At 54.0% G+C, this 13,446-nt stretch carries 15 protein-coding genes; 5 read left to right on the forward strand and 10 right to left on the reverse strand.

All coding sequences use genetic code 11. The annotated features are described in order from the left end of the window. Positions 1 to 102 precede the first annotated feature (102 nt). The 10 genes from cheZ to flhD form a co-directional block, all read right to left on the reverse strand. Positions 103 to 759, reverse strand: a complete 657-nt coding sequence (gene cheZ / locus PuT2_RS08005) for a protein phosphatase CheZ (protein ID WP_093970480.1) — start codon at positions 757 to 759, stop codon at positions 103 to 105. A gap of 10 nt (positions 760 to 769) precedes the next feature. Continuing rightward, positions 770 to 1,159, reverse strand: coding sequence for a chemotaxis response regulator CheY (gene cheY / locus PuT2_RS08010; RefSeq protein WP_093970481.1), 390 nt, complete (start codon positions 1,157 to 1,159; stop codon positions 770 to 772). A gap of 40 nt (positions 1,160 to 1,199) precedes the next feature. Further along, positions 1,200 to 2,255 carry a chemotaxis response regulator protein-glutamate methylesterase gene (locus PuT2_RS08015; protein WP_093970482.1) on the reverse strand — a complete coding sequence of 352 codons (1,056 nt, stop codon included), beginning with the start codon at positions 2,253 to 2,255 and terminating at the stop codon, positions 1,200 to 1,202. A gap of 71 nt (positions 2,256 to 2,326) precedes the next feature. Further along, positions 2,327 to 3,166 (reverse strand): CheR family methyltransferase, encoded by an 840-nt coding sequence (locus PuT2_RS08020; protein ID WP_254046970.1) that lies wholly within the window; start codon positions 3,164 to 3,166, stop codon positions 2,327 to 2,329. A gap of 12 nt (positions 3,167 to 3,178) precedes the next feature. Then, positions 3,179 to 3,679, reverse strand: coding sequence for a chemotaxis protein CheW (locus PuT2_RS08025; RefSeq protein WP_093970484.1), 501 nt, complete (start codon positions 3,677 to 3,679; stop codon positions 3,179 to 3,181). Then, a complete protein-coding gene (gene cheA / locus PuT2_RS08030) occupies positions 3,672 to 5,861 on the reverse strand; it encodes a chemotaxis protein CheA (RefSeq protein WP_093970485.1) in 2,190 nt (729 codons plus the stop codon). Before cheA ends, PuT2_RS08025 begins: the two co-directional genes overlap by 8 nt. A gap of 19 nt (positions 5,862 to 5,880) precedes the next feature. After that, entirely contained in the window at positions 5,881 to 6,867 is a 987-nt protein-coding gene (gene motB, locus PuT2_RS08035) for a flagellar motor protein MotB (protein ID WP_093970486.1), read from the reverse strand. Between the two features lie 10 nt (positions 6,868 to 6,877). Further along, a complete protein-coding gene (gene motA, locus PuT2_RS08040) occupies positions 6,878 to 7,747 on the reverse strand; it encodes a flagellar motor stator protein MotA (protein WP_093970487.1) in 870 nt (289 codons plus the stop codon). Positions 7,748 to 7,902: 155 nt separating this feature from the next. Continuing rightward, positions 7,903 to 8,475, reverse strand: coding sequence for a flagellar transcriptional regulator FlhC (flhC, locus tag PuT2_RS08045; RefSeq protein WP_093970488.1), 573 nt, complete (start codon positions 8,473 to 8,475; stop codon positions 7,903 to 7,905). Between the two features lie 20 nt (positions 8,476 to 8,495). Next, a complete protein-coding gene (gene flhD / locus PuT2_RS08050; protein WP_093970489.1) occupies positions 8,496 to 8,819 on the reverse strand; it encodes a flagellar transcriptional regulator FlhD in 324 nt (107 codons plus the stop codon). 653 nt (positions 8,820 to 9,472) lie between these two features. Between flhD and glpK the strand changes: the two genes are divergently transcribed. The 5 genes from glpK to PuT2_RS08070 all read left to right on the forward strand — a co-directional run bounded on the left by glpK (position 9,473) and on the right by PuT2_RS08070 (position 13,438). Continuing rightward, positions 9,473 to 10,969 (forward strand): glycerol kinase GlpK, encoded by a 1,497-nt coding sequence (gene glpK / locus PuT2_RS08055; protein ID WP_093970490.1) that lies wholly within the window; start codon positions 9,473 to 9,475, stop codon positions 10,967 to 10,969. A gap of 19 nt (positions 10,970 to 10,988) precedes the next feature. Then, positions 10,989 to 12,068, forward strand: a complete 1,080-nt coding sequence (locus PuT2_RS08060) for a class I SAM-dependent methyltransferase (protein ID WP_093970491.1) — start codon at positions 10,989 to 10,991, stop codon at positions 12,066 to 12,068. Between the two features lie 83 nt (positions 12,069 to 12,151). After that, positions 12,152 to 12,619, forward strand: coding sequence for a TM2 domain-containing protein (locus PuT2_RS08065; protein WP_093970492.1), 468 nt, complete (start codon positions 12,152 to 12,154; stop codon positions 12,617 to 12,619). An 87-nt stretch (positions 12,620 to 12,706) separates the two neighbouring features. After that, positions 12,707 to 12,865, forward strand: a complete 159-nt coding sequence (locus tag PuT2_RS15905) for a DUF5993 family protein (RefSeq protein ID WP_173862522.1) — start codon at positions 12,707 to 12,709, stop codon at positions 12,863 to 12,865. Positions 12,866 to 12,874: 9 nt separating this feature from the next. Next, entirely contained in the window at positions 12,875 to 13,438 is a 564-nt protein-coding gene (locus tag PuT2_RS08070) for a disulfide bond formation protein B (protein WP_093970493.1), read from the forward strand. Positions 13,439 to 13,446 lie beyond the last annotated feature (8 nt).

Consider the following 13,446-nt stretch of genomic DNA (forward strand, 5'->3'; position numbering starts at 1 on the left):
TGCCGGAAAAAATAAAAGGTAAAACCTACCTGCCCGGAGTATAAGGGCTGGCCGATTTTACCTAAGTGGCAAGCAACACCAATAAAAGCGCTTAATTCAGGCCTAAAAACCCAGGCTGGACAATAAGTCGTCGACCTGATCCTGGCTGGACACAACCTCTGGTTTGCCTTCGGGCTTAACCTGGGGGCCATTAAGCAAAGAATCCATTTCTTTTTGCTTAACCTGGCGCTGGTCTTCAGGCAAGTAGTTAATTAGTACTTGAACCAGCTCAGTCTCGATCGCGCTGATCACACCCAACATACGCATAATGACCTGACCGGTCAGGTCCTGGAAATCTTGGGCCATAATGATTTCCATGAGTTTGTCTTGCGACACCTGGGTTTTTGCCGGGATATCGCGCAACAACGCACGCGTATCGTCAACTAGCTGGCGCGCCTCGGTAAGTTCGGCAGGATGCTTGAACCACTCTTGCCAACGCGCATCGAGTCCTTCGGCTTGACGCTGCATTTCTTCTTGCAACGGACGCGCCTCTTCAGCCGCATTCAGCACCCGATTCGCAGCTTGCTCGGTCATTTGAGCAACGTAATCAAGCCGATCACGCGCATCGGGAATGGCTTCTGCGGCCTCGGTGATGGTCTGATCAAGACCCAGTTCTCGCATGCTTTCGCGCAGCATGCGTGTCACATGGGCAATGCGTTGGATAAGTTCGGGGTGCTGCTCGGGGCTGGCGTCAACCGCACCGGGGTCTTCGGTCGTCATGGCACACCCTTTACGCGTTGATCTTTTCGAAAATCTTGTTCAGCTTCTCTTCGAGAACCGCCGCAGTAAATGGCTTGACCACATAACCGCTGGCACCGGCCTTGGCGGCCGCAACAATGTTTTCTTTTTTGGCTTCAGCCGTCACCATCAGCACCGGCAAACTGGCCAGCGCCGCATCGGCACGAATATGCTGCAACATGGTCAGACCGTCCATATTGGGCATATTCCAGTCAGACACGATAAGGTCAAAATTGCCGTTACGAATTTTGTCCAAGCCCATCTGGCCGTCTTCCGCCTCATCGACATTATCAAAGCCCAAGTCTTTCAGCAGGTTTTTAATGATCCGACGCATTGTGGGAAAGTCGTCCACAACGAGGATCTTGATGTTTTTTTGAACCACTTTACTCTCCGATTGAGTTTATGACTGCCCGCGTGGCGGCTTAGACGCGATGACCGTACGCACCCGCGCTAGACAATAATTTTTCGCTAATATTTTGCAATGGAACAGCCTCATCGGCAGCGCCAATCAGTAATGCTTCGCGCGGCATGCCAAAGACCACGCAACTGGCTTCATCTTGCGCAAATGTAGCCGCGCCGGCCTGTTTCATGGCCAGCAAACCCTGGGCGCCGTCTTTTCCCATACCTGTAAGCAGTGCGCCAACCGCGTTCTTCCCGGCCACTTGTGCCACAGAATGAAACAGCACATCGACGGATGGCCGGTGACGATTAACAGGCTCGGTTTCTTCGAGGCGAACCACATAGTTTGCGCCAGAACGCGCCAGCTTCATGTGCGCTACACCACCTGGCGCCAAGTACACATGCCCAGGCAAGACGCGCTGACCGTCTTCAGCCTCGTGGACCCGAACCGCACAAAGATTGTCGAGTCGTTGCACAAATGACTTGGTAAACCCGGCCGGCATATGCTGCGTAATCATAATCGCCGGGCTGTTGGCTGGCAACGGTACCAGAACCTGCCGAATGGCTTCAGTACCGCCTGTAGAGGCCCCGATTGCAATGATTTTTTCGGTCGTTGAAAACACCGCATTCAGGCGTTGCGCCGGCGCACCAGGCACCGCTGCGGGGCGAGGCCGTGGGCGCGAGCTGGCGGCCGCACGGATTTTGTCGGCGATCAAGTCGCTATATTCCATCAGACCATCACGCAGGCCCAACTTGGGTTTGGTAACGAAATCGACAGCACCCAGCTCGAGCGCCCTAAGTGTGACTTCGGAATTGCGTTCGGTCAGTGACGACACCATCACCACAGGCATGGGCCGCAACCGCATCAGACGCTCAAGGAAATCGAGCCCGTCCATGCGCGGCATTTCAACATCCAGCGTCAGGACATCAGGATTGTGCTGCTTGATCAGCTCGCGGGCAACCAGAGGGTCGGGGGCAACAGCAACGACTTCCATGTCGGGCTGCTTATTGATGATCTCGGTCATCAATCCACGGACCAGAGCCGAGTCATCAACGCATAACACCCGGATTTTCTTCATGACTTTGGCCTTTTGTATATGTGCTACTAAAAATCTTTACCACCCGCCGGACTGGCAGCAGGCATTACTGCTTATCGGACAACTACGTAAACCGTTTGACCTTGCAGCTTGAAGGCCTTGGTCAGGTAGGTGAAGTTCTCTGAGTGACCGGCAAACAACAAGCCGTCGGGCTTGAGCATAGGGGCGAACCGGTCGAGGATTTTGGTTTGTGTTTCTTTATCGAAATAAATCATCGTGTTCCGGCAAAAAATTGCATCGAATTTTTTGTCGGTCGGCCACTTTGGCGCCAGCAAGTTCAATGGTTCGAACTTGATCATGTCTTGCAACAGGGGCTTGACCCGGACCAACCCTGACTTGGCGTCTTTGCCGCGCAAAAAATATTTACGCAACAAGGGTTCGGGCACCGTCTTAACGCGCTCAAGGGTGTAAACGCCTTTTTGAGCACGTGCAATGGCTTGGGTGTCGATATCGGTGGCCCAAATCGACGCCTGGCTGGAGGCGTTGGGCACGGACTCTTGCAAGGTCATGGCTATTGAGTAGGGCTCTTCACCAGTCGAAGAGGCGCAGCACCAGATATTTATGGGACCGCGCCGCCCTTTCACAAAATTTCGCAGCGTCTCGAAGTGGTGCTGCTCGCGAAAAAATGCCGTGTGGTTGATGGTGAATGCATTAACGAAGTCTTCCCATTCGGGGCCATCAGGGTTCTGCTGCAAAAACCCTAAATAATCGGACACCGTATTTGCGCCCAACTTGCGTGCACGCAAACTGAGGGTGCGCGTCGCCATCTCGCGCTTGTGCTCCCCTACAACAATTCCCGTGCGTTGATGCAGCAGACGCGTCGCCCGCTCAAACTCTTCGGGCGCCACGGGCAATACCGCTGGCGTCATCTGCGCAAAAACCGAGGTCGTCAATTGAATATCTTTTTAGACAATAGCTTGTTCGACCAAGGCCATTTCGCTGCTGGTCATCAGCTTTTCGATGTCGACCAAAATAAGCATGCGCTCGCCGACGGTGCCGATACCCGTGAGATATTCGGTAGAAAAAGCCGTACCGAACTGTGGTGCCGCACTGATCTGTGACGGACGCAACATCAGCACGTCGGAAACGCCATCGACCACCACGCCAACCACTCGAGTTTCGAGGTTGAGAATCACCACGACTGTCTGGCTGTTGTATTCAACATTTTCAAGGTTGAACTTCAGGCGCATGTCGACGATAGGCACGATCACGCCGCGCAGATTGGTTACACCCTTGATAAACGAAGGCACGTTGGCAATACGCGTTACGCTCTGGCTATCGTAACCACGGATTTCTTGCACTTTAAGGATATCGATACCGTACTCTTGGGCGGCCAGGGTAAAGACCAGAAACTCTTTACCGGCGTCGTCGACCTGTTGCGTCTTGTTATTTGTTTCGTTAAGCATTTTGTTCTCCGAGAACTTTCATAGCGGTAGTCTGGGTTCCTTTGCTGCATGTCATGCGCATCAGGGCAAAGACATCGACAATCAATGCAACGCTGCCATCGCCCAAAATGGTTGCTGCCGAAATACCCGGAATTTTCCGGTAGTTCGATTCGAGGTTCTTAACCACGACTTGCTGCTGACCCACGAGATGGTCGACGAGTAACGCAAAGCGGCTTTCTTCGGCCTGCAAAATAACGGCAATTGATTTTGAAATATCAGTTTGGGCGTTATCTACGCTGAAAACATCGTGCAATGCGACCAGCGGCAGATACTCGCCGCGCACATGCAATACCTGTTCGGTTTGCGAAATGCTGTGTACCTGCTCAAGCGAAGGCTGCAACGACTCGGTCACATGACTGAGCGGCAAGACGAATATTTCTTCGCCCACCTGCACCGACATACCATCCAGAATGGCCAGCGTCAGCGGCAGAAAAATACGGGTTGTCGTGCCCTGCCCCGACCGTGAAGACAACTGGATATGACCACCCATGTCTTGAATATTGCGGCGCACGACATCCATTCCAACACCACGGCCGGAAATTTCGGTCACTTTTTCGGCAGTTGAAAAGCCCGGCGCAAAAATCAGCTGCCACAACTCTTCGTCGGGCGTACTGTCGTTGACAGGGAAGCCTGAGCTAATCGCTTTTTTCAGAATGCGCTCGCGACTCAAGCCAGCACCGTCGTCGGAAACCTCGATGACAATCTGTCCACCCAGATGTTGCGCGGACAAGGTCAGCGTACCTTCGGGCTTTTTGCCTTTAGACACCCGAACTTCAGGGGTTTCGAGCCCGTGATCAATACTATTGCGCACCAGATGGGTGAGCGGGTCGATAATTCGCTCGATGAGGCTCTTGTCGAGTTCGGTTGCCTGCCCCTTTGTAATAAGGCGAATTTCTTTATTGAGCTTGAGGGCATTTTCACGCACCACCCGCGGGAAGCGGCTGAAAACGTAGTCCATTGGCATCATGCGAATTGACATGACCGCCTCTTGGAGGTCGCGGGCGTTGCGCTCCAGATGCTCGATACCATTAAGCAGGCGATCGTGCAGCACGGGATCGAGGGTGGATGCCGTTTGCACCAGCATGGCCTGCGTAATGACCAACTCGCCGACCAGGTTGATGATCTGGTCGACTTTTTCGACCCCTACGCGCAATGTGCCTGCCTCTTTGTTGGCAGCCTTGCCTGCATCGCGCTCTTTGGAAGACGACGGTGTCGAACCCGCGGCCGCAGACGGCTGCGCGGCAGCGGGGTCAGGCGTAATATTTTTTTGTTCGTTGGCTTGGGTTACCGGCGCGGCCTCTGAAACAACCCCTGATGTAGCAGGTATGGCATTGGCGACGGGTGCCGCAGCTTGCACTGCGGGTGCCGAAACATCGGCCTGAGCAGGTACAGCCTGCGCGACCACAGTAACCTGCTTGCTATCGACAACAAAACAACAGACGGCTTCAATATCGGCCGCCGATTCTGTTGTTTTGATCCAGAGATCGAGGGTTTGATCGCCCTTGACCTGATGCAGAATATCGCCCATGAGCATCATCTCTGCCTGTAAAACCTCGGCGTCTTTCTCGTTGAGGTTGATCAGGCTTACGTGCAAGGGCAAATCGCTCGCACCTTGGGCGGCAACTGGCGTTGATTCGGCCGCTACGGTCGGTTCAGGGCTTTCGACTGCCGAAGCGTTGGCAGCGGGCACCTGCGCGGCACTTGATGCCATACCCCCGGCAGGACTCGCCGGCACTTTACCGCCCTCTTGCAACGCCAACTGGCGCAATTGTTCACAAATTCGCTCGTAAGCTTCGGCATCGGGCTGCTCGCCATTGCGATAAGCAGCGACTTGATCGGAAAGCACGTCTTTAGTTTCCAGGAATAGGTCTACCATGTTTTTGCGCAGCGTCATTTCGCCCTGGCGCAAAGCATCGAGCAGGTTTTCGAGTAAGTGGGTGGTTTCGGCGAGCTGCCCGAAGCACCCGAACGTACCAGCCCCTCCTTTTATGGAGTGGGCGGCCCTGAAGATGGCATTCAACTGATCCATATCGGGCTGGCCAATATCCAGCTGGAGCAACGTCTGCTCCATATCGGCCAGCAGCTCGTCGGCTTCGTCGAAAAACATGTCATAAAACTGACTAAGGTCGACCCCTTCGCTCATTGCCTTTCCTTCTGGTTCTTTAGTTGTTATTGCCCTGCGCCGCTGCCGGCGGCGTAGTGCCGGGCACAGCGGATTTTGCGTTATCGACGGGCATGGCCTTACCAGCCCCAAGACTTTGTTCGAGTGCCTCGACGATATTGCCTTGCGCATCAACATCGAAACTGTCGGTGGCGCTTTCAAGATCCATACGACGCTCAGACCGGGCGTTAAGTACAACCAGGCTGATCCGTCTGTTAACGGCTGCATACGGGTCTTCTTTAACCAAACTGACGGTAGAGGACAGCCCAAGAATACGTTTGACCTTTTCTTCGGACATACCGCCTGCGATCAGCTCTTGGCGCGCTGCGTTGGCACGATCTGCCGAGAGCTCCCAGTTACTGTAGGCGCGTTCACCGCGCGCATACTGCGTGGCGTCGGTGTGGCCCGATATGGTCAGCGAATTCGGCAAATGATTGAACAGCGGACCCAATTCGCGCAAGATTTCGCGCATATAGGGCTGCACGATTGCGCTACCCGTTTGAAACATTGGGCGATTTTGCTGATCGACGATCTGGATACGCAAACCTTCGGAGGTCATGTCGAGCAACAATTGGGGCCTGAATTGACGCAGGACCGGATCGGTATTGATGAGTTCCTCGAGCTGGCCGCGCAAGTCTTCAAGACGCCGCGTATCACGTGTGTCGGCCTCGTCGTCGATAGGCGTTTGCCGCGACTGGATAGGATTTTTATTGGGAATGACACTCGGTGACTGGCCCGGAATGACCGAGCTGTTGTCATTCAAGGCTTTGCCCCCCGAGATCGCATCCATGAGCGGCATGCGGAAGTACTCGGCGATTTGGCCGAGATTTTCTTTGGGCACCAGTGACAACAGCCACATCACCAAGAAGAAGGCCATCATCGCCGTCACATAGTCGGCGTACGCGATCTTCCAGGCACCACCGTGATGTGCCTCGTGGCCCCGTTTCTTACGTCGGATAACAATGCGTGGGGCGTCAGTACTACTCATGTACGCCCCGTTACGCTTTCTTGACCGACTTGGTCTGGCGCACGTGCTCTTCGAGCTCGCTGAACGACGGCCGCTCGGCAGAGAACAAGACCTTACGACCGAACTCGACAGCGAGCTGCGGCGGATAACCGTTCATATAGGCCAGCAACGTGACCTTGATGCACTCAAGCACTTTGAGTGAGGCATCGTTGCGCCGCTCCATGGCGGAGGACATGGGCGAGACGAAACCGTAGGCCAACAAAATACCCAAAAAGGTACCCACCATGGCCTTGGAAATGAGGTCGGCCAGAATAGCTGGCGGCTGATCGACCGACGCGAGCGCCTTGATGACCCCCAAAACCGCCGCGACAATACCAAACGCCGGCAAGCCGTCGGCCACCATCGCCAAGGCCCGACTTGGCACGCTGGCTTCCTGGTGGTGGGCATCCAGCTCCTGATCCATCAGGGTTTCGATTTCGAAGGGGCTCATGTTGCCGCTGATCATCAGCCGCATGTAATCTGTAATGAACTCGACCAGGTGATGGTCTTTAAGAATGCGGGGGTATTCGGCAAAAATCGGACTCTTGTCCGGCTCTTCGATGTCGGCTTCGATAGTCATGAGACCATCGCGACGCGCTTTATTTAGCAGCACATACAAAAGCGCCATCAGCTCCATGTAAAGCGCCTTGTCGTAGGGCGACTTTTTCAGTACTGCCGGCAAAGCCTTAAGCAGTAGCTTGATAGAGCGCCCGTTATTGGCGGCAATGTAGGCCCCAAGGGCCCCGCCACCAATAAGCACGAGTTCGAAGGGCTGATACAAGGCACCCAGGTGCCCGCCAAGGGCCACATAACTACCAAATATACATACCGTAACAACAACGAAACCAATAAGAATCAGCACGAACGAACCTTTTTTAACTTTTAGCCGTAACCGGTATGATCGCCGGTTTTAAGCGCCATAAAAATGCCCGTTAACGGGCATTTTTGAGGCTAAATCGCCGCGCTAGCATAACGCAGTTTGATACAGCCTGACAGATTTTGAAAACCCGGGATGCATCAGGGGCTGGTGGGCGTAAGCTGCTTGGCGCGAGCGGCCCGTTGATTTCGCGTTTTGCCCGCACGCGGGGGCGGACGACAAATAGCGCAAACAAAATCGTGCTGGGGATCGTGGGCGTGCGCTACAAATAAGCCGGTACACCGCACGCAGGCAGATAGTTGCAACAAACCGCTTTCAAAAAAACGCACCAACATCCAGGCGCGGGTAAAGCTCAGCACCGGCTCGTTGGCATCATCGGGCAAACGGCCCGCCGAAGACTGTTCGATATAAAGCCGATACGCATGTATGAGCGCCTGCGACTTTTTTGCCGGCGTGAAGCGGTCGAGGTAACTGTAAATATTGTAAAAAAGGCTGGAATGAATATTGGGCAGCCAAGTCATGAACCAGTCGACCGAAAAAGGCAGCATGCCTTTTGGCGGTGAAGCCCCTTTGATTTCCCGGTACAGCCGCGCCAAACGGTCGTAGCTGAGGGAAGTTTCGGCCTGCAAAACCTGCAGGCGCGCACCCAACGCAATCATTTCGGAGGCAAGAATAATTTCTTCTGCTTCTTTAGCGACGCTTTTAGAGGCCATGACTGACGATACCAGACCGCTTAAACGGTTTGTGCTACGCGGTTGGAAAGCAAAATAGTGGCGTGCGCTTGCTGCAGCACACCATCGAGTACGTCGCGCGTTAAGGACGACAACAAGGCGTAGTCGTCGAGGCGAAAACCACACACCAACGAACTGGAACTGGCCAGCTTGACCAACTGGGCCGGAGAAAGTTCGAGCAAAATACCTGCAGCATCTTCGCCAATACCCAAACGAAACATACCTGCAGCGAGGTTCTCGCGCAGTAAACGTTGGGCCAGCATGAGGTACGACAAGTTAACTTCTTGAATATCCTGCAACAATGCAGTTGTTTCTTTCGTAGACACTGTCAAATTCCTTAAATTTGTGTCACATCTGGGCCGCAAACGCGCTGCCCAAACACAAGCTTAGCAACAGTTTATGAGCGCTGTATGACACCTACAAGGCCACACACAAACAACAAACTGTTACCAAATACCCTGCTAACGCCAGCCTTTGGCTGCATAACCAGCAAATACGGCCTACGCCAAAATTCCTAACTCGTTCTATATAACAATTAGACGTGAAGGATTATCGACTTAATCTCTTATGGTTCTGTTGACTAATGTCAAAAACGCAACAAAGTCCGTCGAAATGTTGAAAAAAAGCCGCAAATTCTTAAAGCTTGCCGAAAGCTCATATGACAAACACACGAACAACACAAAACAAGCCTCACACCCCAAAACCCACCGAGTCAGCCTAGGCCGTATTTAAGACAAAAATACGCACCACCACTCAAAAAGAATTAGCCAACTAACAACAAAAGCCCAGCAAAATATTGATAAAAAACAGATTTTCTTGACTTCATCACATAACAAAACATGCATTCAGTGACAGTTTGTTGCCTTTACCAAACAAAGTTTACATCAGCAAACAAAAAAAGGGTCTAGGAACAATAGCCTATTCCTAAACCCATACTTTTATTGATATACTGAAAAGTTATCAAAAAAATATTAAAACCATGGCCTACCTGCTAGCACTCGACCAAGGCACATCAAGTTCGCGCAGTATTATATTCGACTTGTCAGGTGGCCTCATCGCCATTGAGCAATCCGAACTACTGCCCGCAACACCCAAACCCGATCAGGTTGAACATGATCCTCAGCGCCTTTGGCAGACTCAACTTGAAACGGCCAAGAAGGTCATTGCAAAAGCAAATATCAGGCCGCAAGACATATTAGCCATCGGCATTACGAACCAACGCGAAACAGTCGTTGCGTGGGATACGCGCAACGGAACACCGCTTTGTCCCGCTATCGTTTGGCAAGACCGACGCACACAAGCCCGGTGTCAGCAACTTATTAACGCCGGATACGAAACGGCCATATCGAAAGCAACCGGCCTGCGTCTCGACGCCTATTTTTCGGCCACAAAAATGCAATGGATGCTTGAAAACATCCCCGATGCAAAACGATGCGCCGAGGCCGGGCAACTTGCACTTGGTACTGTCGACAGTTGGCTGTTGTGGCAACTTACCCGTGGCAAGTCCTTTGCAACAGATGTCAGCAATGCGTCTCGCACGCTACTGTTCAATATACATACGGGCCAATGGGACACCGACTTACTCGCCTTGTTCGGCATCAACGCCCAATCACTACCCGCTGTGCTGCCCTCCAGCGGTTTATTCGGCCACACCCACAAAGACTGGTTCGGCGCAGAAATCCCAATATTCGGGGTTGCCGGCGATCAGCAAAGCGCCCTGTTTGGCCAAGCATGCTTTTCAGACGGCATGGCCAAGAACACCTATGGCACCGGCTGCTTTGCCCTGATGCATACCGGCACAACCCCCAAGCCATCCGCCAACGGCCTAATCACGACCCGGGCTGCGCAACCCTCGGCCCAACCCATGTTCGCGCTTGAAGGCAGCGTATTTGTCGGCGGCGCCATTGTGCAGTGGCTGCGCGATGGTCTGAATGCCTTCGAGCGTAGCGCCGACATTGAAGCCTTGGCGGGTAGTGTCGACACTGCGGGCGGCGTTACCGTCGTGCCGGCTTTTTCGGGGCTGGGCGCGCCCTACTGGCAACCCGACGCCCGGGGAACAATTACCGGGCTGACGCGCGGCACGACCTTGGCGCATATTGCTCGGGCCGCCCTGGAAAGTATCGCTTTTCAAAGCACCGCGCTATTGCTGGCCATGAGCCGCGATACAGCCCAGCAAGGCGGGCTGCCTCTTTCCGAACTCAGGGTCGACGGCGGCGCCAGTGCAAATAACTTGCTGATGCAGTTTCAGGCTGACTTGCTTGGTATCCCTGTCATCAGGCCAGCCGTAACCGAAACCACGGCCCTTGGTGCGGCCTGGTTGGCCGGCCTGGGGTGTGGCGCCTACACCTCACAAAACGAACTGACCCAGCTCTGGAAACCAGAACGTGTATTCACGCCAGGCATTTCGACGTCTCAGGCGCAGGCCTTAATGCAACAATGGGAACACGCTGTTCGCCAAGCCTGCGTGCCGCAATAAACAAAAAAACTCATTACACATGCCACTGCCCGCGCCCACCGTTTTACCTAAAAAATCAAAAGTCGCCCACGATGGTTACAGCGCAGACGATGCGTTCACGTGGTTCTCACAAGGTGGCACCCTCATATGGGAGGGCGACTACCACCAGGCACGTCAGTTACTTACCGCAGTCGCCAAACGTATCGACAAAAGGCGCAAGGCCAAACCCGACGATGCCGCCCTGTCACCCAAAGACGCCTTCAATCGTTACCGGCAAGCACAATCCCGGCGCGCCGAACTGCTCAACCGCCTGCTAGTGCCGGTCGGCCCGGGCTATACCGTATCGCTAAGGCGCGCCCCCGACATCGTCGAAGCCTGCCAAGCAGCATTCGAACCGCTTTCAAACGACGCACTGATCCCCCTGAGGCAAATTCTGGGTGCGCTCAGCGCCTACGAGTGGCGTAAGAAAGGCGTCGCCATCGAGGGTCTACCCGAACCTTTGCATGTTCATTACGGGGTGTTCTCGCCCATACGGGGCGAGTACCTGGACCTGATCCGAACAACGCCTCTTCCACAGGGCGCATGCCGTGCACTTGATTTAGGCACGGGCAGCGGCGTCATCGCGCTACTTTTAGCCCAACGGGGCATCGAACACGTCGATGCCACCGACAACAATCCCGTTGCCCTGGCTTGTGCAACCGAAAACATCCAGCGCCAGGGGCTTGCAGGCCGCGTCAATGTCATCGCCAACGAAGGCTACCCCGACAACACTTACGACCTGGTTGTTTGCAACCCACCCTGGCTTCCCGGTCGGCCGACATCAGCGCTCGAAACTGCGGTCTACGATCCAGACAGCCAAATGCTCAAGTGGTTTTTACAGGGGCTGTGCCAACACCTGGCGCCAAATGGCGAGGGCTGGCTGGTTATGTCGGACCTTGCCGAGCATCTGGGCCTGCGCGCGCCCGGAGCCATTGAACAATGGGCCGCCGATGCAGGCCTTGCTGTCTCGGCACACCACGACACACGCCCTCGTCACGCCAAGGCCTTTGACGCCCACGATGCACTGCACGCGGCACGGGCCAAAGAAGTGACGCGACTTTGGCGCTTTCGGGTCGCGTAAGCGCGACACAAACCCGTTACACTAGGGCTCGCAGCCCCGGCCTGTGTGTAGGGGCCAGCCAAATTTTATGCACTGAGCCAAAAATGAAGCAAAAGATACTTGTCCCGCTCGCGGTTTTTCTGGTTGTGTTGGTCGCACTGACCTTTGGAGAAACCATAGGGCACGAACTCTTGTTATGGATCGAGGACTTAACCGGGTTAGTGCTGCATAATTTTGCCGATGTGTTTCGCGCCGTCCAACAATATATTGACCAAAACACCTCAAAAATTCTTATCGCACTGGTGGTGACCGTACCCATTAGCATTTGGCTGTTGCGCAACCATGGGCAAGCACTTGCCAAACGCACAAGCCAACGCAAAATAGCCATCGTGCTGGCGGTGTTTTTAGGCTGGCTGGGCGCCCATCGTTTTTACCTGGGCCAGATCGGCTGGGGTATTGTTTACCTGATCATTTTCTGGGTCTTCACACCATTGGTCGTCATCATTGGTCTTATCGATGCCATTCGTTATTTTTTTATGACCGAAGAAGAGTTCGCCCCGCTGCGTCAATAAACTCTGGCAAACCCCGATACATTTCTGACAACAATATCTATACAGTGTGTGTCCGTCTTGATTAAACGACACAGCAAAGGGCCAGCCATGATTATGGTTTTACCGTTCATCACACTTGCCATCACCATCTGGCTGGGCATGGCTGGTCGCCGTGCGGCTTGTATATGGGCGTGGGCCATTAGTTTTGCTATTTTTGTCGCCTGGTGCGACTTCCACATGACCGACCCGCTCGGTCTATCGTTGTAAGGCGGCCCCATGAGAGGTTATCAGGCCAGCGCCGCGTTTACGCTTCCACGGTTTCTTAACACGCTTGGGTTAGCAGGCATTTGCGCCGTGCTGGGCTTTGCCTTTGCGTGGCAGTTCGCCTACAACGAACTCCCCTGCCCGCTGTGTCTTTTACAGCGCGTTGCATTCATCCTTGTTGGCGTAGGGTTTTTGCTCAACGCCCGGTTCGGCTCGTCGCCACTGCACTATGGGGTGATTATTTTGTCGGCACTGGGTGGCGCCTTTGCTGCCGGCCGGCAAACGCTGCTGCATATCGGCCCCGGCGATGCCGGCTATGGCAGCCCGTTTTTGGGCCTGCATTTTTATACCTGGGCGTTTGTCGGCTTCGTGTTAATCATTGTTTTTTGCGCGCTGCTTTTAATGATCGACCGCGCTCAAAGCGTATTGTCCAGTAGTGCCTCGCCTAACTTTTTTGTTCGGTTGATCATGTGGGTTTTTTTGTTGCTGGTAGTGGCAAATGGCGTATCTACACTTTTAGAATGCGGCTTTGGCGCATGCCCCGACAACCCAACCCACTACTTGTGGCTTAAATGAACCCGATA

Origin of the sequence: Pusillimonas sp. T2 (genome assembly GCF_002236805.1) — a bacterium.
Taxonomy (GTDB): domain Bacteria; phylum Pseudomonadota; class Gammaproteobacteria; order Burkholderiales; family Burkholderiaceae_B; genus Neopusillimonas.